Annotated in this window: 28 protein-coding genes and 1 tRNA gene; 12 read left to right on the forward strand and 17 right to left on the reverse strand. The window is 55.6% G+C overall.

Annotation, left to right across the window (positions count from 1 at the left end):
- Positions 1-22: 22 nt before the first annotated feature.
- Positions 23-472 carry a large conductance mechanosensitive channel protein MscL gene (gene mscL, locus C8C89_RS03230; protein ID WP_092609314.1) on the reverse strand — a complete coding sequence of 150 codons (450 nt, stop codon included), beginning with the start codon at positions 470-472 and terminating at the stop codon, positions 23-25.
- A gap of 413 nt (positions 473-885) precedes the next feature.
- Here mscL and petA point away from each other — a divergent pair, with 413 nt between their 5' ends.
- From petA to C8C89_RS03275, 8 genes are all read left to right on the forward strand, one after another.
- Positions 886-1,494: a ubiquinol-cytochrome c reductase iron-sulfur subunit gene (gene petA / locus C8C89_RS03235; RefSeq protein ID WP_034753009.1), complete on the forward strand. Its 609-nt coding sequence runs from the start codon at positions 886-888 to the stop codon at positions 1,492-1,494.
- 2 nt (positions 1,495-1,496) lie between these two features.
- On the forward strand, positions 1,497-2,909 hold the full coding sequence (locus tag C8C89_RS03240) for a cytochrome bc complex cytochrome b subunit (protein ID WP_101483498.1): 1,413 nt from the start codon (positions 1,497-1,499) through the stop codon (positions 2,907-2,909).
- 36 nt (positions 2,910-2,945) lie between these two features.
- A complete protein-coding gene (locus C8C89_RS03245) occupies positions 2,946-3,710 on the forward strand; it encodes a cytochrome c1 (RefSeq protein WP_101483497.1) in 765 nt (254 codons plus the stop codon).
- A 120-nt stretch (positions 3,711-3,830) separates the two neighbouring features.
- Positions 3,831-4,442 carry a glutathione S-transferase N-terminal domain-containing protein gene (locus tag C8C89_RS03250; protein WP_010394154.1) on the forward strand — a complete coding sequence of 204 codons (612 nt, stop codon included), beginning with the start codon at positions 3,831-3,833 and terminating at the stop codon, positions 4,440-4,442.
- A gap of 152 nt (positions 4,443-4,594) precedes the next feature.
- Positions 4,595-5,107, forward strand: coding sequence for a ClpXP protease specificity-enhancing factor (locus C8C89_RS03255; RefSeq protein WP_101483496.1), 513 nt, complete (start codon positions 4,595-4,597; stop codon positions 5,105-5,107).
- Between the two features lie 26 nt (positions 5,108-5,133).
- A tRNA-Thr gene (locus C8C89_RS03260) sits at positions 5,134-5,209 on the forward strand.
- 432 nt (positions 5,210-5,641) lie between these two features.
- Positions 5,642-5,968, forward strand: coding sequence for a hypothetical protein (locus C8C89_RS03270; protein WP_133988865.1), 327 nt, complete (start codon positions 5,642-5,644; stop codon positions 5,966-5,968).
- Positions 5,961-6,935 (forward strand): ImmA/IrrE family metallo-endopeptidase, encoded by a 975-nt coding sequence (locus C8C89_RS03275; RefSeq protein WP_133988866.1) that lies wholly within the window; start codon positions 5,961-5,963, stop codon positions 6,933-6,935. Before C8C89_RS03270 ends, C8C89_RS03275 begins: the two co-directional genes overlap by 8 nt.
- A 14-nt stretch (positions 6,936-6,949) precedes the next feature.
- Here the strand turns inward: C8C89_RS03275 and C8C89_RS03280 are convergent, their stop codons facing one another.
- Positions 6,950-7,516 (reverse strand): recombinase family protein, encoded by a 567-nt coding sequence (locus C8C89_RS03280; protein WP_133988867.1) that lies wholly within the window; start codon positions 7,514-7,516, stop codon positions 6,950-6,952.
- Positions 7,517-8,120: 604 nt separating this feature from the next.
- Here C8C89_RS03280 and C8C89_RS03285 point away from each other — a divergent pair.
- On the forward strand, positions 8,121-8,552 hold the full coding sequence (locus C8C89_RS03285) for a hypothetical protein (RefSeq protein ID WP_133988868.1): 432 nt from the start codon (positions 8,121-8,123) through the stop codon (positions 8,550-8,552).
- A 138-nt stretch (positions 8,553-8,690) separates the two neighbouring features.
- On the opposite strand, the gene C8C89_RS03290 is transcribed toward C8C89_RS03285, so the two are convergent.
- The 6 genes from C8C89_RS03290 to C8C89_RS03315 are packed head-to-tail and all read right to left on the reverse strand — an operon-like array spanning position 8,691 to position 11,382.
- Positions 8,691-9,842, reverse strand: coding sequence for an AAA family ATPase (locus tag C8C89_RS03290; RefSeq protein ID WP_243857884.1), 1,152 nt, complete (start codon positions 9,840-9,842; stop codon positions 8,691-8,693).
- The gene (locus C8C89_RS03295; RefSeq protein WP_010394144.1) at positions 9,839-10,156 is read right to left on the reverse strand and encodes a hypothetical protein; all 318 of its coding nucleotides are present in this window, start codon (positions 10,154-10,156) and stop codon (positions 9,839-9,841) included. The genes C8C89_RS03290 and C8C89_RS03295 overlap by 4 nt, the downstream gene beginning before the upstream one ends.
- On the reverse strand, positions 10,153-10,608 hold the full coding sequence (locus C8C89_RS03300; protein ID WP_133988869.1) for a hypothetical protein: 456 nt from the start codon (positions 10,606-10,608) through the stop codon (positions 10,153-10,155). The genes C8C89_RS03295 and C8C89_RS03300 overlap by 4 nt, the downstream gene beginning before the upstream one ends.
- Positions 10,605-10,835: a hypothetical protein gene (locus tag C8C89_RS03305; RefSeq protein WP_133988870.1), complete on the reverse strand. Its 231-nt coding sequence runs from the start codon at positions 10,833-10,835 to the stop codon at positions 10,605-10,607. Before C8C89_RS03305 ends, C8C89_RS03300 begins: the two co-directional genes overlap by 4 nt.
- Entirely contained in the window at positions 10,832-11,116 is a 285-nt protein-coding gene (locus C8C89_RS03310) for a hypothetical protein (RefSeq protein WP_133988871.1), read from the reverse strand. Before C8C89_RS03310 ends, C8C89_RS03305 begins: the two co-directional genes overlap by 4 nt.
- Entirely contained in the window at positions 11,113-11,382 is a 270-nt protein-coding gene (locus C8C89_RS03315) for a hypothetical protein (protein ID WP_133988872.1), read from the reverse strand. The genes C8C89_RS03310 and C8C89_RS03315 overlap by 4 nt, the downstream gene beginning before the upstream one ends.
- Before the next feature lie 613 nt (positions 11,383-11,995).
- Here C8C89_RS03315 and C8C89_RS03320 point away from each other — a divergent pair.
- Positions 11,996-13,102, forward strand: a complete 1,107-nt coding sequence (locus C8C89_RS03320) for an ATP-binding protein (RefSeq protein ID WP_208327667.1) — start codon at positions 11,996-11,998, stop codon at positions 13,100-13,102.
- Position 13,103: 1 nt separating this feature from the next.
- Positions 13,104-13,943 (forward strand): DUF4435 domain-containing protein, encoded by an 840-nt coding sequence (locus C8C89_RS03325; protein ID WP_133988873.1) that lies wholly within the window; start codon positions 13,104-13,106, stop codon positions 13,941-13,943.
- Between the two features lie 1,035 nt (positions 13,944-14,978).
- Here the strand turns inward: C8C89_RS03325 and C8C89_RS03330 are convergent.
- A complete protein-coding gene (locus C8C89_RS03330) occupies positions 14,979-15,302 on the reverse strand; it encodes a hypothetical protein (RefSeq protein ID WP_133988874.1) in 324 nt (107 codons plus the stop codon).
- A 466-nt stretch (positions 15,303-15,768) separates the two neighbouring features.
- Between C8C89_RS03330 and C8C89_RS26885 the strand changes: the two genes are divergently transcribed.
- On the forward strand, positions 15,769-16,257 hold the full coding sequence (locus C8C89_RS26885; protein ID WP_166674663.1) for a DUF4145 domain-containing protein: 489 nt from the start codon (positions 15,769-15,771) through the stop codon (positions 16,255-16,257).
- A gap of 6 nt (positions 16,258-16,263) precedes the next feature.
- Here the strand turns inward: C8C89_RS26885 and C8C89_RS03340 are convergent, their stop codons facing one another.
- The 8 genes from C8C89_RS03340 to C8C89_RS03375 all read right to left on the reverse strand — a co-directional run bounded on the left by C8C89_RS03340 (position 16,264) and on the right by C8C89_RS03375 (position 21,512).
- Positions 16,264-16,620: a DUF2280 domain-containing protein gene (locus C8C89_RS03340; RefSeq protein ID WP_133988876.1), complete on the reverse strand. Its 357-nt coding sequence runs from the start codon at positions 16,618-16,620 to the stop codon at positions 16,264-16,266.
- A 39-nt stretch (positions 16,621-16,659) separates the two neighbouring features.
- On the reverse strand, positions 16,660-16,965 hold the full coding sequence (locus tag C8C89_RS03345) for a hypothetical protein (RefSeq protein WP_133988877.1): 306 nt from the start codon (positions 16,963-16,965) through the stop codon (positions 16,660-16,662).
- A gap of 112 nt (positions 16,966-17,077) precedes the next feature.
- Positions 17,078-17,713, reverse strand: coding sequence for a DUF6651 domain-containing protein (locus C8C89_RS03350; RefSeq protein WP_208327668.1), 636 nt, complete (start codon positions 17,711-17,713; stop codon positions 17,078-17,080).
- An 83-nt stretch (positions 17,714-17,796) separates the two neighbouring features.
- Entirely contained in the window at positions 17,797-18,105 is a 309-nt protein-coding gene (locus C8C89_RS03355) for a hypothetical protein (RefSeq protein WP_133988878.1), read from the reverse strand.
- Positions 18,102-19,517, reverse strand: a complete 1,416-nt coding sequence (locus C8C89_RS03360; protein ID WP_166674665.1) for a plasmid recombination protein — start codon at positions 19,515-19,517, stop codon at positions 18,102-18,104. The genes C8C89_RS03355 and C8C89_RS03360 overlap by 4 nt, the downstream gene beginning before the upstream one ends.
- Before the next feature lie 85 nt (positions 19,518-19,602).
- Positions 19,603-20,376 (reverse strand): phage antirepressor KilAC domain-containing protein, encoded by a 774-nt coding sequence (locus C8C89_RS03365; RefSeq protein ID WP_243857885.1) that lies wholly within the window; start codon positions 20,374-20,376, stop codon positions 19,603-19,605.
- A complete protein-coding gene (locus C8C89_RS03370) occupies positions 20,376-20,597 on the reverse strand; it encodes a hypothetical protein (RefSeq protein WP_133988880.1) in 222 nt (73 codons plus the stop codon). The genes C8C89_RS03365 and C8C89_RS03370 overlap by 1 nt, the downstream gene beginning before the upstream one ends.
- A gap of 111 nt (positions 20,598-20,708) precedes the next feature.
- Positions 20,709-21,512: a hypothetical protein gene (locus C8C89_RS03375; RefSeq protein ID WP_133988881.1), complete on the reverse strand. Its 804-nt coding sequence runs from the start codon at positions 21,510-21,512 to the stop codon at positions 20,709-20,711.
- Positions 21,513-21,540 lie beyond the last annotated feature (28 nt).

The following is a 21,540-nucleotide window of genomic DNA, read 5'->3' on the forward strand; positions in this document are numbered from 1 at the left end:
AGCCGGCCATTGCCGGAACGACTTATTTTGCCAGATCGTTGCTATTCTGTCCGTTCTTCTGCAGGGAGTCGCGGATCTCACGCAGCAGCACGATGTCTTCCGGCGTGGCCGGCGCTGGCGCCGGCGCGACAGGTTCGCTGCGGCGGGCCTTGTTCATCAGGCGCACCATCTGGAAGATGATGAAGGCAAGAATGACAAAGTTGAGCAAAATAGTGAGGAAATTACCGTAGGCCAGCACGGCGCCCGCCTTTTTCGCTTCCACCAGGGTCATCGTCGTGGCTTGGCCGTTCAGGGGCAGGTAATAATTGGCGAAATCGAGGCCACCGAAAATGCGGCCGATGGGCGGCATGATCACGTCTTGCACCAGGGAATCGACAATCTTGCCGAAGGCGCCGCCGATGATGACACCGACCGCCAGATCGACAACGTTGCCTTTCATTGCAAATTCTTTAAATTCCTTCATCATTGCCATGAATTTCTCCTTCGGATATGTATAAAAAACATGTCGATCATACTATTGATTCCCGGTGCCACCAACTTATGGTTGTCGGCAGGACCAATTCGGGCACAGCCGGGCGCATCTAGTTCGAAAGAACTAGCCACCTCCTGCAAAAGTATATAAATTATGGTACAAGCAACGTTTTTGTTCTATTCGTTGTTTGCTTCACTTATAATTTGCGGTTGCCAGTAGTGGCTTTTTCACTTCCGGATAATCAACAAGAAACTGGCACGGGCTGCGCCATTGGCCGAAGTTCCGCAGGGATGTTGCCACTTTACCGTACAAAGATGCGGGTTGCGGCAATCAGTGGGATAGAGCTTCGGCGACGGGTTTTTCGCGGCTGCCACTCATAATAAAGATTCGCATTTTGACTGATTGGGGTTTGCATGAGTAACGAAAAGCAGGTCGATTCAGGCCGTCGCGGCTTGCTCGTCGCCACGTGCGCGGCGGGCAGTGTAGTTGGATTGGCAACCGCGGGAGCCTTGGTAAGCACCTTCCAGCCGTCGGAGCGCGCAAAAGCGGCTGGCGCGCCGGTCGAAGTAGACATCACCACCTTGCAACCCGGCGAAATGCGCACCGTCGAATGGCGTGGCAAGCCGGTCTGGATTCTGAAACGCACGCCGGAAATGATCGCGTCCCTGAAAAAGACCGATGGCAAAGTCGCCGATGCCAATTCGCAACGCAATCCCGCCGAATTCACGCCTGAATACTGCATGAACGAAGCGCGCTCGATCAAGCCTGAAATTCTCGTCGCCGTCGGCATCTGCACCCATCTTGGCTGCTCCCCTTCCTCGAAATTTGCCCCCGGCCCGCAACCGTCGCTGCCCGATGACTGGGAAGGCGGCTTCCTGTGCCCTTGCCACGGCTCCACCTTCGACATGGCAGGCCGCGTGTTCAAGAACAAGCCAGCACCGGACAACCTGCAAGTGCCGCGCCATATGTACCTGAGCGACACCAAATTGCTGATAGGTAAAGACGAGAAAGGCGAGGCTTGATCATGGCTGCTTTTAAAGAAACGAAATTCCCGGCAGACGCTCCCGTCGCCGAAAAAGCGCTGGGCTGGGTAGATGACCGCTTTCCCCTGACCAAGCTGTGGAATGACCAATGGGGCAAGTACTACGCCCCGAAAAACTTCAATTTCTGGTACATCTTCGGCTCGCTGGCCATGCTGGTGCTGGTCTTGCAGATCGTCACCGGCATCTTCCTGACCATGCACTACAAACCGGATGCGGCCCTGGCCTTCAATTCCGTCGAGTACATCATGCGCGAGGTCCCGTGGGGCTGGCTGGTGCGCTACATGCACTCGACGGGCGCCTCGGCCTTCTTCATCATCGTCTACCTGCACATGACGCGCGCCCTGCTGTACGGCTCGTACCGCAAGCCACGTGAACTGATCTGGCTGTTCGGTTTCGCCATCTTCCTGTGCCTGATGGCCGAAGCGTTCTTCGGCTACCTGCTGCCATGGGGCCAGATGTCGTACTGGGGCGCACAAGTGATCGTCAACCTGTTTGGCGCCATCCCGTTCATCGGCCCTGACCTGTCGTTGTGGATACGCGGCGACTACGTTGTTTCCGACGCGACCCTGAACCGCTTCTTCGCCTTCCACGTGATCGCCATCCCGCTGGTACTGCTGGGCTTGGTTGCAGCGCACTTGATCGCCCTGCATGAAGTGGGCTCGAGCAACCCGGACGGCATCGAAGTGAAGGAAAACCTGGGCGCCGATGGCCACCCGGTCGATTCCATCCCGTCGCATCCGTACTACACCGTGCATGATCTGTTCGGCGTGTCGATCTTCCTCGTCATTTTCAGCGCCGTCGTGTTCTTCGCGCCGGAAATGGGTGGATATTTCCTGGAATACAACAACTTCCTGCCCGGCGATTCGCTGAAAACCCCGCTGCACATCGCGCCAACCTGGTACTTCACGCCGTTCTACTCGGTGCTGCGTGCCACCACGGCCGACTTCATGTACGTGCTGATGGGTGTCGTGGCCGCTTACGTGGTGTTCATCTGGCTCAAGTCGCGCCTGTCGACGACCGTCAAGTCGGCCATCGCCGGCATCGCCATCGTCGCCATCATCGGCATGCTGCCACAGGTGCTGGACGCGAAATTCTGGGGCGTGGTGTTCTTTGGCGGTTCCGTCGTGATCCTGGCCTTCCTGCCATGGCTCGACCATTCGCCTGTGAAATCGATCCGCTACCGTCCGAACTGGCACAAATATGTGTACGCCATCTTCGGCCTGTCGTTCCTGATCCTGGGCTACCTCGGCACCCAGGCGCCAACGGATACGAAAACCATCGTGTCGCAAGTGTGCACACTGATTTACTTCAGCTTTTTCCTGCTGATGCCATGGTGGAGTGCAATGGGCAAGTTCAAGACCGTGCCGTCGCGTGTGACGTTTCACCCGCACTAAGCCGCTCTCACGCCACGCTCAAAGGACATACATCATATGAAGATTGCAAAAAAACTGCTCGCCATCCTGGCCTTCGTGCCCGCCATGGCTCTCGCCAGCGAAGGCGGCTTTCCGCTGGACAAGGCACCTGACCGCCAGACGAACATGGCAGCGCTGCAACATGGCGCCAAATTGTTCGTCAATTATTGCCTGAATTGCCACGCTGCCGTGTCGATGCGTTACAACCGCCTGCGCGACCTGGGCTTGACGGAAGACCAGATCAAGCAGAATCTGTTGTTCTCAGGTGATAAAGTAGGCGACCTGATGACAACAAGCCTGGCACCACAGGACGCCAAGGCCTTCTTTGGCGTCGTACCGCCGGATTTGTCGGTAATTTCGCGCGCGAAATCATCTTCCGCTGGCACAGGCGGCGACTACCTGTATACTTACCTGCGTACGTTCTATAAAGACGACACTCGGCCGACCGGCTGGAACAACATGGTCTTGCCGAATGTTGCCATGCCGCATGTATTATGGGAATTGCAAGGTGTCCAGACTGCCAAGTTCGTGGAAGAAAATGATCCGCACGAAGCTGGCAAGAAGATCCACAAATTTGCCGGCTTCGAGCAGGTCAAGCCAGGCACGTTGAACAAGATCGAGTATGACAATGCGGTAGCCGACCTGGTCGGTTACATGGAGTGGATGGCCGAACCGGCACAGCAAACACGCAAGCGCCTGGGCGTCTGGGTGCTGCTGTTCCTGTCGGTATTTGCTCTGCTGGCATGGCGCCTTAACGCGTCGTTCTGGAAGGAAGTCAAATAAGTGAGGCGCCGGCCATAGGCCGGTTTATGCCTGTTTCTGCGTTGTCCGCATGAGTGGACAAGCGACCTGGGGTGAGCCGTTCGCGGCTTCACCCCCTTTGTTTCTAAGGAACTATAAAAAATGATGGTTCTCTATTCGGGTACAACCTGCCCATTTTCGCAACGCTGCCGCCTGGTCCTGTTTGAAAAAGGCATGGACTTCGAAGTGCGCGACGTCGACCTGTTCAACAAACCGGAAGATATTTCGACCATGAACCCGTATGGCCAGGTGCCTATCCTGGTCGAGCGCGAACTGATCCTGTATGAATCGAACATCATCAACGAGTACATCGATGAGCGCTTCCCGCATCCGCAACTGATGCCGGCCGATCCGCTGATGCGTGCCCGCGCGCGCCTGATGCTGTTCAATTTCGAAAAAGAACTGTTCGTGCACGTGCACGTGCTGGAAAGCGAACGCGCCAAAAGCAACGACAAGGCCCACGACAAGGCACGCGCGGAAATCCGCGACCGCCTGACGACCCTGGCGCCGCTGTTCCTGAAAAACAAGTACATGCTGGGTGACGAATTCTCGATGCTCGACGTGGCTGTCGCGCCGCTGCTGTGGCGCCTGGACCACTACGGCATCGAACTGTCGAAGACGGCTGCACCGCTGATGAAATACGCCGAACGCATCTTCTCGCGCCCTGCGTACATCGAAGCGCTGACGCCTTCCGAAAAGGTCATGCGCCGTTAAGATATTCCCGGCAAGCCACGCTTGCCGGGGCATCTTGGGCCAACTGTCATTCTTTGTTCTTTTATTGAATTAGTTGTCCCATCGTTTCATTGAACTACCGGTGCGCCCGCCTCATGCTTGACGGGGGGCGCTCCCGCCTCACAGTGCCTATCATGTCTGAAATCTCAACCAAACCTTATATGCTGCGCGCCATCTACGAATGGTGCACCGACAGCGGCTACACGCCTTATCTCGCGGTCAAAGTCGATTCGCGCACCACGGTACCGATGGAATACGTGAAAAAGGGCGAAATCGTGCTCAACATCAGCTTCGGCGCCACCAGTGGCCTGAAGATGGACAACGACGCCGTCCGCTTCCACGCCCGCTTTGGTGGTGTCTCGCGCGAAATCTATGTGCCAGTCGACAACGTGATGGCCATCTACGCCAACGAAAACGGCCAGGGCATGGCCTTCGAGCCCGTGCTGGGCAACGATGATCCCGATGCGCAACCGACGGACAGCCCCGCATCCAGCGACGTGCCGCCGCCAGCGATCGCGCCGGTTTCCAGCGCCCCGACCTTGTCGTCCGTGCCGACCAGTTCCTCCGAACAACGCGACAACGCCACGCCCGGCGACGACGAGCCACCAAAAAAAGGCGGCCGCCCGACCCTGACACGCATTAAATAGCGTATAATTCGCAACGCACAGTTTTTGCCGACTTAGCTCATTTGGTAGAGCAGTTGATTTGTAATCATCAGGTGGCCAGTTCGAAACCGGCAGTCGGCACCAGAATTTAGTAGGAAAATCAAAGGGTTACATGCTTCTGCTTGTAGCCCTTTGTCATTTTTCTTTGGCATACGATGGATTGTGTAGGCGCCATGTAGGCATTCCCCGTCGTTACGGTACGCGGATGTCGGATTGACTTGTTTACCTTGCAAGTTAATCGCGATAGAATATATTTCAGCTTATAACTGGGCGCCCTTGAGCGCGTTTGAATGGTACAAATCCCTAAACCAGTACCATCATTTCTCGACAGTTGCGACAAGATCAAAGTTCAAGGGGCCCAACAAGTATGGGCTAGCAGAGACAGAAACAACTACTACACCTGGGACTCTCTCCACGGAGAAATCGAAGGTTTCGATAAACGCGGCCGCCATCTGGGCGCATTCCATGCTCAATCTGGCGAACAAACAAAAGAAGCAGTTAAAGGGAGGAAGATAAATGTCTAACATGTCATTCATTGACCGCTGCGTTCGTGGTACCGCGTTGCCAGACCAGATTGATGACTACGTAGAGCAGTGGCACGAAGGTCAGATTGGCCAAGATTTGGAACTCCGCGAGTTGCTCGGGATGAATAAACACGAGTATGCAGTGTGGATGCGGGATGCAAACGCAATATATGGAATTGTTGCGGCCAAACGAACTAAGCGTCCTATAGAGGACTTCACTGAAGATTACTTTTCCATGCCCCTGGCTGCTCGTGCTGGGAGTACAGACGACGCTAAGAAAGTAACCGATTGGCTAAGAAAGTTGGGCAAGCTTGATTGACCGCTGGCCTGAAGTTGCGATTGCCCGGCTAATTGCAGAGCGGCATGGATTTACGCCAGGCGAAAGCTTACTTGATTTGGTTTCAGTCTATGCAGATGTCGACTTCTTGCCAATTCCTGTTCAGCAAGTCGACGGAGTATCGCTTCACCTGAAGGCAAAATTGCGGCGACCATCGATAATTGTAAATTCACAAATCGCTGCCACTAGAGCTAAATTTACTTTAGCCCACGAGTTCGGTCACGTCCTGATCCCTTGGCATTCCGGTACAATTTTCTCCTATAGTGACTCGGTGAAGCACACAGAAGATGCCGATAACGCTTATTGGGAGATGGAGGCTGAGGCAAATCGATTCGCTGCAGAACTATTAATGCCGCGAGATTGGCTTCGCGACCAAATTCTTACTCAAAAAGACCCGACGAGCGTTATCAGGATGACCCTCGACCTATGCGGCACATCGATGGCTGCCGCAACTATCGCACTGAACAATGCTCTTCCTCCTGGCTATGTCTACGCTCGCACAAACGACGAAGGCCTCGTGGCTACCTCAATAAGTTCGCAAGGCACCTTAGTTAGGCCTTTCGCACAGGGTGAGAAATTCGCTGGCTCGGTACGAGTTGAGGAGAGCTCCGCTTGCTACAGTATGGATTTCAAGGGGACGCACCATTGGCTGTATTTTGGTGAAGAAAACGTTCCTGACCAGATTGCGGATGAACGTCCTTGGAGGGAAATATTCGATGAAATCATTCAAGACACTGATGCCATTGCAATTCAAGAGAACATAAAACATAGCGTTAACGCAATTATCTCGGCTTGTAATAAGAAGGATACTTCCGCTGCACTCTTCTTTACCAATGTGCGTCATCGAATGGCCGGACGCACTGAAGTTTATGACAAGATTCTTACGCACCCACTCTTCAACGTTTTCTTGCAAAAGAAGGTTTCAGATTTAATTTCTCGTCGTGCATGAAAAACTAAGCTAATTCAAGCTGGTTTTACCACCCCCAAGATATTAGCGCGCGATATCTCGTACATCCGTGCCAATGCGCTAACGCTCTCACCCTGCTCGTACTTGGCGACAATCTCGGCGCGCTGCTCAGCTGTCGTCTTCGATGGCCGCCCCAGCGTCTTGCCTTCGCTCTTTGCCCGGGCTAGACCCGACTGTGTGCGCTCCACCAGCAAATCACGCTCCATCTCGGCCACCGCCGCCAGCATGGTCAGCATCATCTTGCCGGCAGCGGACGCCAAGTCCAGTTTGCCGAGCTGCAGAACGATGACGGAGATTTTCCGGGCGGCCAGCAGCTTGACGGTGGCACCGACGTCCTGCGCGTCGCGGCCCAGTCGGTCCAGCTTTGACACCACCAGCGTTTCCCCATTGCGAATCTGGGCTAACAGCGCAGCGAACTGCGGGCGCTGGGTGGCGCTGGTCTTGCCACTGATGGTGTCGGAGAACCAGTAATCGACTTGGTGGCCTGCACCCTCTATTTCGAGGCGCTGATTGTCAGCGGTCTGTTCTTTGGTGCTGACGCGGCCGTATGCGAAGGTTGCCATGATGATTTCCCGATAAGTGGTGTTAGAAAACACTGTTAGAATATCCTTACCCGTTAGAAATTGCAATCCCTATATTTCCAACAGTGATAATCGTTGATTTTGATAGATGTTGGAAAACGGTCGTTTTCCAACACCCGAGGGGAACTGTAGTCCCATATCATGCTTGGTATAACTAGCCGCTAAAGCTACAATTGCATTATGGACATAACAACCATTGATAGACTAGTTGCGCTCACTGCCTTGGCAATAACACTTTGGCAACTTCGCCGCACTCATACAGCGGCTCAAGCGGCTCGTGAGTCCGCACATAGTGCCTTTTCGGCGGTGAAGCGTCTGGAAGCAGCAACTAAGATGCATGACATCTCAAGCAGGTCGCGCGAACTTCATCGTTTACTACGAAGCAAAAGTCTTGCGCCTGCTGCTGCCGCTGCGTTTGAGCTGAGAGATACCGTTGCCAGATATCAACACAACGATCAAAGTAAGCTTATCGTGAGTTTGGAACTCTGGACTAAGACCGTATCGGAGGTAGCTGATGTACACAAGAGGCTGGAGTCCTTATCATTGGTAAACCGCACTAGCAAGGACGACAGGGAAGCGCTGTTACATGAAGTCGGAAGACTACATACCCTTTTTACCAACCTTGCTGCCCAAGCCGGGGCTAATGGAGCAACAAATGCCGATACCAACTGATTACCGTGAAATCGTTAAATCTCTTACAACGAAAACAAATGAAGGTGACATAGCGTGGAAGAAGGATAAATTTTCTCTGGCCTTGGCCATTGACAAATCTAAGTTCTCTCTATGGGCAGGAAACGACGAATACTCAGACGAGCCCTTTGTTGCATTTGGCTTGTATGACAAGGACAGTACAGTCATAGACTCATGGTCTGTAGATCAATCTGACTCTGATTACTCAACCATGAATCAGCTCTATAAATCGGCGAATCGCCAAGCACTCGGAGTTCCGCAGCGCTTGAAAGCGCTCAACGCACTCATCTCTGAAATGAAGTCCAACGATGATTCCGAAGAGACTTAAGTTGCGTTCATAGCCCCAGGTACGTGCCGCCGGCATAGTTCCGAATAACGACACGAAGGAGCTCACTTTCCCCGAAGGCGCTCACAAAATTTTATGAGCATCTTCGCCGATTTTTGAGCACCTTCGCGAATCACGGGTTCATAGCCTCCAGGTCCAGCCCGCTTTCATGCCGCCCTTGATTGCCAGGATCCCCAAGGACTTTTGCGCTCGCCGCACGGTAGCCCAAGAATAGCCGGCGCCGTCCGCATCGGCCTTGATTTGGCGGGTAGGCAGCGGCCCGTCGGCCAGCAGGTCGCGCAGGAACTGCTCCGCGTCCAGGCGCTCGCCGCCACCCTCGCTGTCGTCGTGCTCCACGTCGCCAAGGATTTCCCGCGCCGTCCCCTCGATGGCACCGGCCCATACCGCATGCGTCGCCTCAATGCCGCCGGCGATGGTGGCCAGCTCCAGCGAGTAGGCGACACCGCCATCATCCGGCGCAATGTTCGATTTCGCCCTGGCCATAACGCGCCGATTGCTGCCCTCTTCCTTCGCAGTCACCAGCACCATACGCGCCAGGGCGCCGAATGCCTGTGAGCCGATAACCCGGTCCTGTGGCGCCTTGCCGGCGCCGCCCTTGGCAAAGTGGGTGATGCCGATGACCGCGCAGCCGTGAGCGTCTGCGAAGTCCACCACCGCCTGCAGGCTGCGGCGCACGTCGTTGGCCCGGTGCATGTCGCCGGCGACGGCGGACACAATCGGGTCTATCAGCAGCAGGCTCACGCCGCCTATGGCATCAACCGCGCGGCGCAGGTCGGGTATGTCCTGCGACGGGTCGAACGGCACGCTTTCGCCATCCTGCGCGATACCCTCAATAAAGTGGCAGCGTGCCAGGTCGGCGCCGGAGGCAATCAGCCGCGGTACGAGCGTATCATCGGCCACGTCCTCGCTTGACCATATCAGGACATTGCCACCGCCCTTGCACTCGCTACCATCTGGCCACCGGCCGCCCGTCGTGATGACGCCGGCCAGCGCCAGCGCAAGGGTGGTCTTGCCGGTACCGGCGGCGCCGGCCAGGATGGTCAGCTTTCCAGCCGGCACCCAGCCAGGCCACAGCCAAGTGATGGGCAGCGGCTTGATGTCGGCACCACAGCGGATTTTCACTACCCGTTCGCCCCGCTGCATGCTCCGGTCGAACTGGCGTGCCGTTTCTCCCTGGCGGTCCAGCTCGATGCGGGCGGCGCGCGCAGCGTCATCCTCCCTGCCCAGCGTGAAGCCGGCCATCTGGCCATCTGTGTGTTTGTCCGTCATCATGATTCCGCCAGTTTGAGAAAGGCCGTGCGTTTGTGGTCACCGTCGACCAGCAGCAGCCGGCGCGGCCTGGCCTGATACAGCCGGTCGGACAGCGTGCGCAGCGCGCCGTACCTGGTCAGCTTTCCGGGGAATATCAGCACCACGTCCAGGCCGGCCACCGCGCGGCACTCCAGCGCGGTGGGCAGGTTGGCCGGGTCGATTTCGATGGCGTTGCGTTTGGGTGGCAACATGCCGACGCCCAGCCACAGGACGCCACCCACCGGCGCCAGCCCATACTCGGCGCGTATGCGTGCCAGTTCCGCTAGAGTGCTCATACGCGACCGCCAGGCATGTAGAAGTGGTAGGGCAGCACAAGCAGGATGCGACTGCGGCCGGGTTCCGCGAATTGGTCGATGCAGCGCAGCGCCTGCTCAAGCGTCATGCTCACCAGGCCGCGAGGTGCGCGTGCTTGAATCGTCACCTTGTGGGCATCCTCAAGGCCAAGGGTTCCACCGCCATAAACCAGCGCAGGCGGCGGGCCCACTTCGGGAGGCTCGGGCAGCGAGTAACGGCTGGCGGCGAGCCGCTCGCTCTGGTGGCGAATACGCACCGAGCGGATTGATAACTCACCGTACGCAGGGTAATCCGCTGCGGCTTGATGCTTGCACGCAAATTCATGGGCGGTATCAAGTGAAAGGTCCAGCGCCAGCACTTCGCCGCGCTCGGTGAGTACATCGTACAGCGGCTCGTCAGTACCGCCATCGAATGGCGCGCGCGGGGCGCTCATTTCCGCCCCCGCTGGTTGTCGCTGCTGACCAAGTGGATAACGGCCGGCGCGGCGGTCGGCTTCACCTGCGGGAACATCTTTGCCACGGTATTAGCGAAGTCAACGATGTCGGCGCGCCAGTGCGGTGCCGTGGCGCGGTAACGCTGCAGCAGCGTGCTTTCGTCGGCGGTCAGTGCGAGCGGCACCAGCGCAAGGGCTGCGGCCTCGTCTTTCGATGGCGTCTTCATGCGTCACCGCCTTCAGCCACTAGGGCGGCTATCTGGTCGGCGGCCTCGCGTATCAACACGCCGTTGCGAAGGGCGCAGGTGGTAAAGCACTCCACAGCGTCGACCGCGCCGCGCGTGGCCTCGTCCTTGGGTTTGATGCCATCCAGCTTGTCGAAGACTTCCAGCAGCAGGATTTCCAGCCGGGCCGCGTGCGCGCTGATATCAGACGCATGCTGGCGGATAACGGCGCCGTCCAGCACTTGGCCGCTGGCGCTGGTCAGCATACTGACGGCGGCGCTCATGCTGCACCGCCCATCTTTGCTGCGGCAGCACGCCAGATGGTTTTGCCCTCCTCGATACCTGCAAAGAAAGCATCAGCGGCGGCCGTGCCCACCTGGTACGGCATATCGAAGTCCTTGCGCTCGATGCGGTGCTCAAGCGCCATGCGTGCGCCAGCCTTGTATTCCTGGCTTCGCGGGGTGCGGCCGGTGTAAAACGCGGTTTGATAGAGCTGGTTGACGGACAGGGCTGCTGCTGAGATGTGGTTGGGTGTGGTGGTGCCTGGCATGGTTGCCTCCGATATGCAGTTGATAAACTGCACGCCCCGTCGCCAAACGGGGAGAGCAGCAAGTGATGGGGTTGGCGAACCGGTGCATACGGAAACCGGCATACCCGAAGGTATCCCCACCACCGCCGCTCATAGAGGACGTGATGATACAACGGACAAAAAAATACCGCCTAGGGCGGCGGTCATCCGCCATACGCTTCCGAGTCGCCAAACCCGTGCCCCTTTTTCTTAGAGCCTTTTTAGGATAGTCGGAGGATACTTCGGCGTCAAGCTTTAACTAAACCCGCACGTGGACATGAAATACCTGAAGCCGATGCTCTGCGAACGCATTGCACCTGCATTCGAACTGCATACGGCGAGGCAGGCACATGTGTCATTGCAGTGCCAAATCACGACCACCACCCTGCACGCAGTTGCCTTGTGACAATGTGTGAGTTTTTCCATCAAGCAATCCGCTATGCTCTGTTGCCACTATAGTGCAGGAGCAGACGACAAGCTAAGCAATAGTATTGTGGTGACTATGGATGCTATATCCTATTTTATCTCTAAAGAATTTTTAAAAAAAGTAAATCTAATCTATTGGACACTAAGGTGTCTATCTAAGGAGTTGTTTGTGAAACTGAAATCGGTCAATGTAATTGGGCTTTTCGAGAAAAACCAGAATGTGACATATAATTTCAACCCTGATTTAAATATTTTAACTGGTCGCAATGGGTCTGGAAAAACCACAATTATGAAATTGGCCTGGTTTATTATAAGTGGAAATGTTTTATTGGCATTGCGAGAAATAAATTTTAAAGTATGCACAGTAGTGACAGATATATATTCTTGCACCGTTACCCGTACAGGCGCGCTAACTTGCAAAATAGAATTAGAAGTTAATGGTGAACGACATGTTTTTGAAGATGACACCGGAGATCCGGAATTCGAGCCTTTTATGGAATCTGCGGAGGATAAAGCAAATCCAGTAATAATGGGCGTGGGAAGTTCAATATTTTTCCCAACATTCCGCCGAATTGAAGGTGGGTTCTCTATGTCTGCAAATAACTCCGCCAGAATTCGCTCCGGAAGTCGTGGAGAGTCAGAAATAGACGAAACACTTGCATCATTTTCAAAAAAATTAAGCAATAAAGAACATATTTTTATTTCTGCCATATCTACTCAAGATGTGACTAGTCTATTGCAACGTAGATATGCTGCATTTTCTGAAGAAATCAACAATTATCAAGCAACAGTTTCAAGAAATGTCATTGATAAAATTCGTCAATATGAGACTACGCCAACTGGGTTATCTGAAGCGGATGCACTTTTATCAAAAACTCGTGCAGAAATTGAAAAAATCGAAGAGTTTAGACTTGAAACGATGAAACCATTGGATGCTATAAGAGTGTTGGCTGAAAAACTATTCCAACATTCTGGAATTTCGTTCGGGAAAAGGTTGAGCTTCGGTGACGCTGCCGAAGCAATAGCAAGTGACTCCCTATCAGCAGGCGAAAAACAGATGTTGAGTTTTATCTGCTATAACGCATTCCATCAAAATAGTGTTATTTTCATTGATGAGCCGGAGTTAAGCCTGCACGTAGATTGGCAGCGTCAACTGTATCAAATTCTGGAATCTCAAGATTCTGGCAATCAATTTATATTTGCAACACACTCCCCATTTATATACGCCAAATATCCTGATAAAGAAGTTGCTATCGGAAATGACAAGGGGGAATGATATGTCTGCAAACAAGCCGCTCCCCACAACGGACGAATTATACGCACTATTAAAACGATCGTCTTTGCCAACTGTGTTGGTTGAAGGAAAAGATGATATTATTTTTTATAGAAAGGTTGAGCAAGAACTACGCGACTTTAATGTTGATATGCTGCCCGCAGGAAATAAGGGCGCAGTATTAGAATTATGCAAAAAAATATCCGAAAAGCCCGTCCCCTCTCCAACCATTTTTGTCGTAGATAACGATCTTTGGGTACATGGATATGCCAAGCCAGACGTAAAATATGATCACGTTATCACAACCTTCGGTTATTCTATAGAAAATGATCTCTATATGGATGGAAATTTGGAGAGTCTTTTGAACGTTGATGAACTTAAAAAATTTCACGAAGATCTTGAAAAATTCACACGTTGGTATGCACTGGCTGTGGACAGGAATATGCGTGGCGTTATTTCAACTTTTAGGACGCATCCAGGGAAAATATTAGATGATGAAGAATATTTTTCCTCCGAAATTTCCCTTTCGGAAGGGGAGGCTTATCCTGATGAATTGCTAAAAACGATCAGAGAGAATTACTCTAATATACTTCGTGGTAAGTCTCTATTTGCTTTACTTATGAGAGAATTATCATCGAAAAAAAGGGATGTGAAATTTAGTGTCAAACAACTAATGGAGTTTGGCGCTTCGAGAAAGGGGCCAAATTATCAACGAATGTCTGCAACGATACGAGAAGGCTTGAAACAAGCGTTCTTAATGCGGGGCATGCTTCAGGAGTTGGAGCTTGTCACAGAAGCGTCAGTGGATGGATTGAATCCAATGGCGATGGCAATCGCTCATTGATGGCAGGAAATGCAAGTAATAGGCACCAAAGGCGCAATGTGGTCGCACCGAACGATACCTGCAGCCCCTGAGTCCAGTGGGTACCAGATAGGAACCTGGTGGGAACCGGCTGGGTTTCCGTAGTTTGCCCACGTTCGACGCGGCGCCCCCCTTGCATGCAAGGCCCATCGAACGGGCTTGCAATCGGCTTTGATGGGTATCGAAAGGGTTTGCGAAGCGTTACCCAAAGGGTTCCTGCAACGCACCTGCACGTGTTACAGCCGTTACAAGTGCTATTGCGGTTTCTGTTACGGCTGGCCGGCACCGTCTCACCAAATTTGGATGGACGTCGGTAAATTCCTGCTAGGGTGCCACATGGCTGGAGGTCAGCTCAAGCTAGGGTGCCACATGGCTGGAGGTCAGCTCAAATCTGAGCCCATCACCTGAAAGCTCAGGATATCGACGCGGGGCAAAGTGTGATTATCCTACTTCGGGGTGATGCAGGGTTTGCGATATCAGTGAGTTTGACGCGTGCAGCACGCGTGCTTGACGCGTGCTGCACGCGTGCTTGACGCGTGGCTGACGCCGGTCACCGCTCTCAGAACGAGGGAGCTGCTGCAGGAGCGCGTTATTTGCTTGGTGCAGGTGGCGCGTTCGACCTGTCGCCGCCGGACGGCTTACCGGTCGTGCTTGGCCAGCCGCCGGCGTTACCTGGGCCCGACCCTCTGCCTCCACTACTGCCGCCTTTGCCACCACCAGAACCCGAACCGGCCTTGCCGGCACTGCCGCTACCGCTACCGCCACTCTTTGCCATGATGACCTCCATCGCCGGGAAATTCCAGCGCCAGCAAAGGCTACGCCGGGTGCGTATCTACCGGCGCGCAATTGCGCACCTATCTGCGTACCAAAACTTTAGGAAATCGAACTTACCCAGAGCGAGCAAGCACGCCACGCAAGGCTTTCCGGGACATTTTTTGTCGCAATACTGCGCACTTATTTTTCTTGCGATAGGGGCCTAACAACCACGTACCTAGCCGAAGTTTTATCGGAAAGTTATTACTTTAATCGTTCCGGTGGCTTTTTCGGCCCATACAAGCAGTTTTGGATCAAGTCAAATCTAAGGTCTCGGCTGTCGTGCATTGAGGACAATGCGGGGTTGAAATAAACCTGGTTTACGATGTCTTTGCGCACTTGCAACGGTATTTCCTTGAAGTCTGACATTCCTAACGCCTGAATAGGCTCAAGGCCAGCATCGCGCGCGACGAGGGAATTTCCATATGTTGCCGCAATTTTGATGCAATAGTTGTCCTTCCCGTCCTCAGCAGCCTGCAAGTTGGTCGACAGGATTGCACACAGGAAGAACAGCTTAGGTATTTTCAAGGGGATTCCGATATTGTGATGTGTGAATGAATGATACATCGTCGCGCATTTGAAGTTTCCAACGTCGCGCTAAGTTCCTGACACTTCATATTACATCCACGAATTTTTCCGCACATGCTGCATGTTGGCAATTCCAGATTGAAGATTTGATGTTTACGATGGATACTGTGATTACTAATAAACAACAATGAAACGGGTTGCAACAATGTTAGGATTTAATTTCCGCAAGAAAATTCAGGGGGAGCGAGGCGAGCCAATGCCTGTTGAACATAGTGGCGCGCCAGACTCGACAAACCCATCGGGGCTCTGCCCCCGGTGCAGAAAGCAATCCAGTTTCGAAATACTGGGAAGCATTCCTCTCACTTTTGGCGAGGGGTATATGGTGCGACCTGGGGGCGTCCGGGAACGAGTATTCCACGAGCGAGCGACTGTTCTGGTCTGTCGACACTGCGAACAAGGAATTTCGGTGCTCGAAGAAGAGCTAACTGGAGGGCGCGTACAAAAGAGTGGGGAACGCCCCTTAGGAGAAATTTCTTGGCACGGCTTTCATTGGTGGCCACTTGCCGGCTCCTCGGCGCATTCCGCAGTTCCATCAGAGATTGCTAGCGCCCTAAACGAGGCAGTCTTGTGCCTTTCTGCAAATTGTCCACGTGCTGCTGCAGTAATGGCTCGACGGACACTTGAAGCAATCGCAACGGATAAAGGAGGAGGGAAATCCAAAGACGCGCTTGCAAAGCAGTTAGCGAATATGGCTGCAAGCGGCCTGCTCCAACCGACACTGGCAGACTGGGCAAAAGAGGTAAGGGCTATTGGAAATAGCGGTGCGCACTTCGACCCAATCGATACAGTATCCAATGCAGACGCCTCTCAGCTCATAGAATTTCTTCAAGCACTGATTGAATATTTGTACGTCTTGCCATATGACCTTGCCCAGCGCCGAGCGGCGCGTCCGTAGGCGAGGCTAACTCCCCACCTCGCGCGCGGCCTGCTCGATGATGCGCGCGGCCAGCGGCAGGTTGCCCATGCTCTCAGCTTTCGCAGCGGCTCGCTCCAATACCCGCAGGCGGTATGCCCGGCAAGCAATAGGGATATCGTCCAGCTCGGCCAGCAACCGCGCCCTGGTGTCGTAGAACACGGTCCGCCACTTGGCGCCCAGCCTGGCGCCGGCCTGCCGCTCAGGGTGATACGCCTCGATGCGTTGACGGCTCAGGCTCAGGCCAAAACGTTGCTTGACGGTGCTGGCCACTTGGGCGGGCGTGTCGAAGCATGCCAGCTCTATGACAATGTGCATGATTACGGCGGTTGGGAGGGCTGTCATCGTTCTAAATCCGTCAAGGCCGGTCAAGCAAGGCGGCGCTCAGTCTGCGCCCGCCAGGAGCGTCACAGCGCCGTCCAAGTCGATGATATCGGCCTCATCAAACTGCCCTCGCTGGGCGGCACAGGCCTTGGCCAGCTTGCGCAGCGCCGCCAGCTCCTTATGCCTAGCCGGGGTCAGCCGGGCGGCAGCATCGCTATGCGGCAGGCGAGTATTCCAGTCGTAGTTGTCGCCAATGGCCTTGAGCGCCTTCTCGTGCTGGCGCTTCTCGGCGCCGATGGCCATACGTCGGGTATGGGCAGCATGCCATTGCAGGGCGGCGTGTATCAATTCTCGGTCGTGGTTCATCTCGTCAGTCTCTGCGGCAAGGGCCAGAATCGGGCCGTGGTGGCACGAACGGCCCTTGCCTGATGGGTTGGCATTACCAAGCAGCGCCAGCCGCTCAGCGGGCCGATTTTGTTTAGCCTTCGATGGTGCCGCCCGATTTGCAATAGGCTGCCCGGTCGGTGTGCGGCATCTGCTCGAACTGCGCGCGCGTCACCACCTTGGCACCGTGCGCGGGCGTAGCTGGCGCTGGCTTGCTGGCGCCATCTGCGACGATACCGCCCGCTTTGATGTGGTTCATGCGCTCTTGCGGGTTCATGGCGTCGAACTGCTGGCGGCTGACCGCGCCGCCGGTGCCGGGCTGGCCAGCTTGAACTGCACCGCCGGCAGCATCAGGACCAGGCCCGGCCGGCGCGCCGCCTTCCCGCTGAATCATCGCCTTATTCGGGTAGCCATCAACCAGCCTGCCGAACGCCTCATCGAAGTTCGCCACCTCACCGTAGCGCGTGGGCGAGTACAGCGGCATGCCGTGCTGGTCGACCGCCACCAACTTGCCGCCCTCGATGCGGAATGCATCCGAGAACGCTGCAGCGGCCAGGTCGTGCGGGATTTTCAGCCCGGCCATCGTGGGCGAGGTTTCAAAGTGCTTGCCCAGCGCCAGCTTCCACGCTGCAGGGGCGTCGAATGCTTCTTCGCGGCCGTTGGCATGCACGTAGACAGGCTTGCCGTCCTTGACGACGGCCGAGCCGTCTTTGTTCAATTTCAGTTTCATGATGTTGCCTTTCGTTGATAAATGCTTTAGTTTTTGCTGCTACTGCGCGCCCGGCCGGCACCTGGTCAGCGGGCGAGATGCGTTTAACCGAATGCCAAGCCGATGCGTTCGCATAGCCGACGCATTGCCACGGTCCCTGCGGCATCGCATGCGCGGCGTGCCATGTGTGCCGTTCGCGCGGTGATTTCGCACCTGGCCAGCAGCGTTGCCAGGATGTCGACCTGCGGGAAACGCTGGGCGCCGGCCGCTGCCAGTACGCCGGCAATCAGGCTGCGAGCGAACTGCTGGGCTTCCGGTGTCAGGTCATCCGGACAACCGTACAGCGCCTCTGCAGCGGCCAGCAGCATGCCGTCAGGCGTGTTGGCGTCGGGTTCAATGGTCTTGATGCTCATGCTTCGACTTTCTGCCCGGTGGTCGGGCGATAGGGTGTAACGGATTCCAGGGCGATACGCAGGGTGCGCGCGCTGGGCGGGCCGGTGGCCGGCATGAACTCGCCACGCTCGCTGTCCCAATGCACGGCGGGCTGGTCGGCATCGCGCTGGCGGATGTAGTTGCCGGGCGCGGCGTGGGCGGCCGGACTGGTGCTGGCGCGTCGAACAGGTGCCGCGCGGGGCGGGCCTTTGGGCACCAGGTCACACTCGGGCACCGAGAACACCACTTCGGCGGGCTCAATGCTCGGCACCGATGGGATGCCGGAAAAATTTCCCGCTTCTGCTTCGGCCTGGTGCTGCGCCAAACTGACGGTCTGGAAATAATCGGGGGCCGCGGTGCCGGCGGTGGCCTGCTCGACGGGGCCAGTGGTGGCGATGGTGCTGTAAGCGCTTGATGCCGCTGGTGCGCTGCCCGACATGTCGCGGCGGGAGCTGGCGCTGGCTGGCTCGATTGCCTGCTGGGTGCCGGTGCTGCCGCTGGCAACTTGGTGCTGGAAATAGGTGGGTTTGATAGCCGCGACTTCGGCAACCCCTACACAGGATAGGGGTTGGTCACTTTTCGGCATGTCGTCCGACACGAACCCTATAGGCTTTGAACGGACAACCCCTATAGGCTTCCGCTCAGGCTTACATGGCCGCGTCATGATGCCGGCGAAAGTGTCGGCGCGCTTGGTCTTCGGCTGCGCCGCTGGCATGGCGATGCCCAGCGCCAGCAAGAGCGGTTCCGGGTTGGCCTTGTGCGGTTCCAGCAGCACGCGCAGCAACCCACCCTTCAATCCGCTATTCGCCTCAAGCACAGCAAGTGCTGCGTCTATGGCCTGCTGTCGACGCGCGGCGCTGGGACGTGCTGGCGCTGCCTGGCGCACTAGTCCGTAGCGCTGCCCTACCTTCGCGTGAAAGTCGCCCTGCATCGCCATGATCTTCATGCGGTTGCCCATCAGCTCGCTGCCGCGCATCCGACCATCGACCAGCGGCAGCAGGATTACATGGCAGTGCGGCGCCGCCTCGTCGTTATGAACGATGGCACTGAGTATGGGCACGGAAAACCATTGCGCAGCCCATGACAGCGCATCATCAAAGAATGCGCGCTGGTCGATGGTGGTGCCGGCTGGCAGGCTGAAAATGATTTCGATGCCGCGCAACGCATCCTTGCGCAGCGTGGTAATGCCAGCGGCGGCCATGAGCGCGCGCGCCTCGCTGGCCACGCCGGCGGCAGTTGCAGCGCCGCGCACGATGCAATTCATAGGCGTGCGGCTCGGGTCGATGGTTGCCCTCTGGTCGCCGTCCAGCTCTGCCAATATCTCGCGCAGATTGTGCTTTGCCGCCGTCACGATGATGGCCTTGCCCTTGAGCCCCTTCATGCGCAAAAACATTGATTGCGTCATGTGCACCCCGGCGCCGCAACACAAGGCAGCAGTGAGCACATTCCTGCAGCATGTCGCCGGCAGTTCACTACTATCATTCAACAGCCTGTTTTTCTGCCAACAGGTATTTGGCGAACTCGCCGGCCACCCACTGTACGCCGCGCGGCGTGAACTTTGCGCTGTTGAAAGCATGGCCGCTGATATCGGCTGTGCCAGCCTTGACCACGAATCGACCCGCCGTCAGGTGCTGTGCATACGGTACCCACTCACTACCAAGCTTGTACATGATCCCCTTGTCATCAAGGAAGGTGCGGAACGTGTTCTCGTTCGCGCCGATCAACTTACATACTTGGCGGAATCCTTTCAAGCCAGTGCTGTCGACGTAGCGATCAACGAACTCGACGGCCGGCGCGGCGCTGGCCAGCTCGATCTGCTGACGCTCGATAAGTTCTGCTTGCTCTGCGGCCATGCGCAACGCACTAGAAAGGCTTGTCGGTACTGCTGGCGCTACATTGGCTTCCAATTCGCGCCAGCGCGCGATCACTTTGCGGCGTAGCACGGCACTGTAACCGGTCAGCAACGTGTCGGTTAGTTCGCGGTCGAGCAGATACTCGGTTTGCCTCCGATTCATGCTGTCTTTGTAGATGCCTTGAAATTTCAAGACATCTTCCCCGAGCTCGCCGAGCATTTTTTTGATATCGATGATGACGTTGAAATGCTCTTTGCCAGTCAGCGCAGCGATTTCCTGGCTGGACATTTTTGTGGCAGGTGTAGAATTCGCAGTAGATACAGCATTTTCGACAGAGTCAGGGCGCTCCCCAGCATCCCCTGACTTTTTCATTTGTGGCGTCGGTGGCGGGCGGTCCATTACGCCTCCGGGCTCAGCGCGCGGGCAACGCCGACCAAAGGCCACATCAGCATTTTGCCGCGCTTGATGGGACGCACGCCGTAGCACTCACCGGTGAGGCAGTGATTCTTCAGTACGGTTTGGGTGGCGCGGCACATGGCGCGCGCAAACTCGGCGGTGGTAATGTGGTCGCGGCCTTGAGCGACGGCAGCCAGCGCTGGGGGAAGGGAAAATGTTTGCATCTGATGCACTCCTGTGGTCCCGTTTTCACGGTATGAGTGCATCATTTCCGGCTTGTTGATTTTCTCCGATAGAACGAACCGCTATTGACCGCTATCGAGCGATACAGACCGTTAGTGACCGTTATCGACCAGCTTTTTGAGCCGTTGACGCAATGCATCCTTAGAGAGATAAGCTACTTTCCCCTCCTTGTTATAAGCAATTCCTTCCGAGGCATCAACTTCGCCGGTAAAGGGTGGCGTAGCCGCCCAGGCCATCTCTGTTAACGCAGTCCACACAGCATGATAATCATTGTTGCCGACGTTTTCACAAGCATGCGCAATTTCTGAATCGAGTAGGCGTATTCGCGTTTTTGTCCTATATATTTTCGATCCGGGGGACAGCTCAGGTGGAGGGATTACTTGGGTGTCAGACTGAACCGTCGATGGTTCAATAACTTGCACTGATTCGCTTAGAGAGTTATGTGGATGCCCATATTGGCCTGGCTGCACGCCAACAAGCTGGCATATGTCACCATCAAGCATATAACCGCGCGCCATCGCCCACAACACGCCTTGGCGCGGCGTGAATGCCTGCGCTAACTCGCCAGCTTGCTGGGCAAGGGTAATTGCCCTCGATGCTGTGGCTGCGTTTCTGGTGCTGCCAGACATCGCGATAACTCGCGCAACCTCCTCCCCGGACCAGTAGGGCATGTAGCTCAGTTCCCACTTTTCGAGGAACGCACGGGCATCATCTTTGGACGCACCATCAAAAGCCTCTGCAAACTCTGCATCATCATCTTCGTTGATGGCTTTTTGAAGCAGTTCGGCGGTAATCGGATTTATGCCATCGGGTGTAAGCCAATACGCCAGGCTGGTAATCGTTTGCTGACCAGGGCCGTCGACGCGGATATAGTCTTTCGCTTCAAATTTTGGCATGTGCACCCCTTCAGGTGTCCGCCTTCAT

Source organism: Janthinobacterium sp. 75, from assembly GCF_004365495.1.
GTDB lineage: Bacteria > Pseudomonadota > Gammaproteobacteria > Burkholderiales > Burkholderiaceae_D > Janthinobacterium.

What these genes read in the sequence shown, in the direction of transcription:
- mscL (WP_092609314.1), bottom strand. Translation starts at nt 472, where the DNA reads ATGGCAATGATGAAGGAATTTAAAGAATTTGCAATGAAAGGCAACGTT.
- petA (WP_034753009.1), top strand. Translation starts at nt 886, where the DNA reads ATGAGTAACGAAAAGCAGGTCGATTCAGGCCGTCGCGGCTTGCTCGTC.
- C8C89_RS03240 (WP_101483498.1), top strand. Translation starts at nt 1,497, where the DNA reads ATGGCTGCTTTTAAAGAAACGAAATTCCCGGCAGACGCTCCCGTCGCC.
- C8C89_RS03245 (WP_101483497.1), top strand. Translation starts at nt 2,946, where the DNA reads ATGAAGATTGCAAAAAAACTGCTCGCCATCCTGGCCTTCGTGCCCGCC.
- C8C89_RS03250 (WP_010394154.1), top strand. Translation starts at nt 3,831, where the DNA reads ATGATGGTTCTCTATTCGGGTACAACCTGCCCATTTTCGCAACGCTGC.
- C8C89_RS03255 (WP_101483496.1), top strand. Translation starts at nt 4,595, where the DNA reads ATGTCTGAAATCTCAACCAAACCTTATATGCTGCGCGCCATCTACGAA.
- C8C89_RS03270 (WP_133988865.1), top strand. Translation starts at nt 5,642, where the DNA reads ATGTCTAACATGTCATTCATTGACCGCTGCGTTCGTGGTACCGCGTTG.
- C8C89_RS03280 (WP_133988867.1), bottom strand. Translation starts at nt 7,516, where the DNA reads ATGGCAACCTTCGCATACGGCCGCGTCAGCACCAAAGAACAGACCGCT.
- C8C89_RS03285 (WP_133988868.1), top strand. Translation starts at nt 8,121, where the DNA reads ATGAAGTCGGAAGACTACATACCCTTTTTACCAACCTTGCTGCCCAAG.
- C8C89_RS03290 (WP_243857884.1), bottom strand. Translation starts at nt 9,842, where the DNA reads ATGATGACGGACAAACACACAGATGGCCAGATGGCCGGCTTCACGCTG.
- C8C89_RS03295 (WP_010394144.1), bottom strand. Translation starts at nt 10,156, where the DNA reads ATGAGCACTCTAGCGGAACTGGCACGCATACGCGCCGAGTATGGGCTG.
- C8C89_RS03300 (WP_133988869.1), bottom strand. Translation starts at nt 10,608, where the DNA reads ATGAGCGCCCCGCGCGCGCCATTCGATGGCGGTACTGACGAGCCGCTG.
- C8C89_RS03305 (WP_133988870.1), bottom strand. Translation starts at nt 10,835, where the DNA reads ATGAAGACGCCATCGAAAGACGAGGCCGCAGCCCTTGCGCTGGTGCCG.
- C8C89_RS03310 (WP_133988871.1), bottom strand. Translation starts at nt 11,116, where the DNA reads ATGAGCGCCGCCGTCAGTATGCTGACCAGCGCCAGCGGCCAAGTGCTG.
- C8C89_RS03315 (WP_133988872.1), bottom strand. Translation starts at nt 11,382, where the DNA reads ATGCCAGGCACCACCACACCCAACCACATCTCAGCAGCAGCCCTGTCC.
- C8C89_RS03325 (WP_133988873.1), top strand. Translation starts at nt 13,104, where the DNA reads ATGTCTGCAAACAAGCCGCTCCCCACAACGGACGAATTATACGCACTA.
- C8C89_RS03340 (WP_133988876.1), bottom strand. Translation starts at nt 16,620, where the DNA reads ATGACAGCCCTCCCAACCGCCGTAATCATGCACATTGTCATAGAGCTG.
- C8C89_RS03345 (WP_133988877.1), bottom strand. Translation starts at nt 16,965, where the DNA reads ATGAACCACGACCGAGAATTGATACACGCCGCCCTGCAATGGCATGCT.
- C8C89_RS03350 (WP_208327668.1), bottom strand. Translation starts at nt 17,713, where the DNA reads ATGAAACTGAAATTGAACAAAGACGGCTCGGCCGTCGTCAAGGACGGC.
- C8C89_RS03355 (WP_133988878.1), bottom strand. Translation starts at nt 18,105, where the DNA reads ATGAGCATCAAGACCATTGAACCCGACGCCAACACGCCTGACGGCATG.
- C8C89_RS03360 (WP_166674665.1), bottom strand. Translation starts at nt 19,517, where the DNA reads ATGTTTTTGCGCATGAAGGGGCTCAAGGGCAAGGCCATCATCGTGACG.
- C8C89_RS03365 (WP_243857885.1), bottom strand. Translation starts at nt 20,376, where the DNA reads ATGGACCGCCCGCCACCGACGCCACAAATGAAAAAGTCAGGGGATGCT.
- C8C89_RS03370 (WP_133988880.1), bottom strand. Translation starts at nt 20,597, where the DNA reads ATGCAAACATTTTCCCTTCCCCCAGCGCTGGCTGCCGTCGCTCAAGGC.
- C8C89_RS03375 (WP_133988881.1), bottom strand. Translation starts at nt 21,512, where the DNA reads ATGCCAAAATTTGAAGCGAAAGACTATATCCGCGTCGACGGCCCTGGT.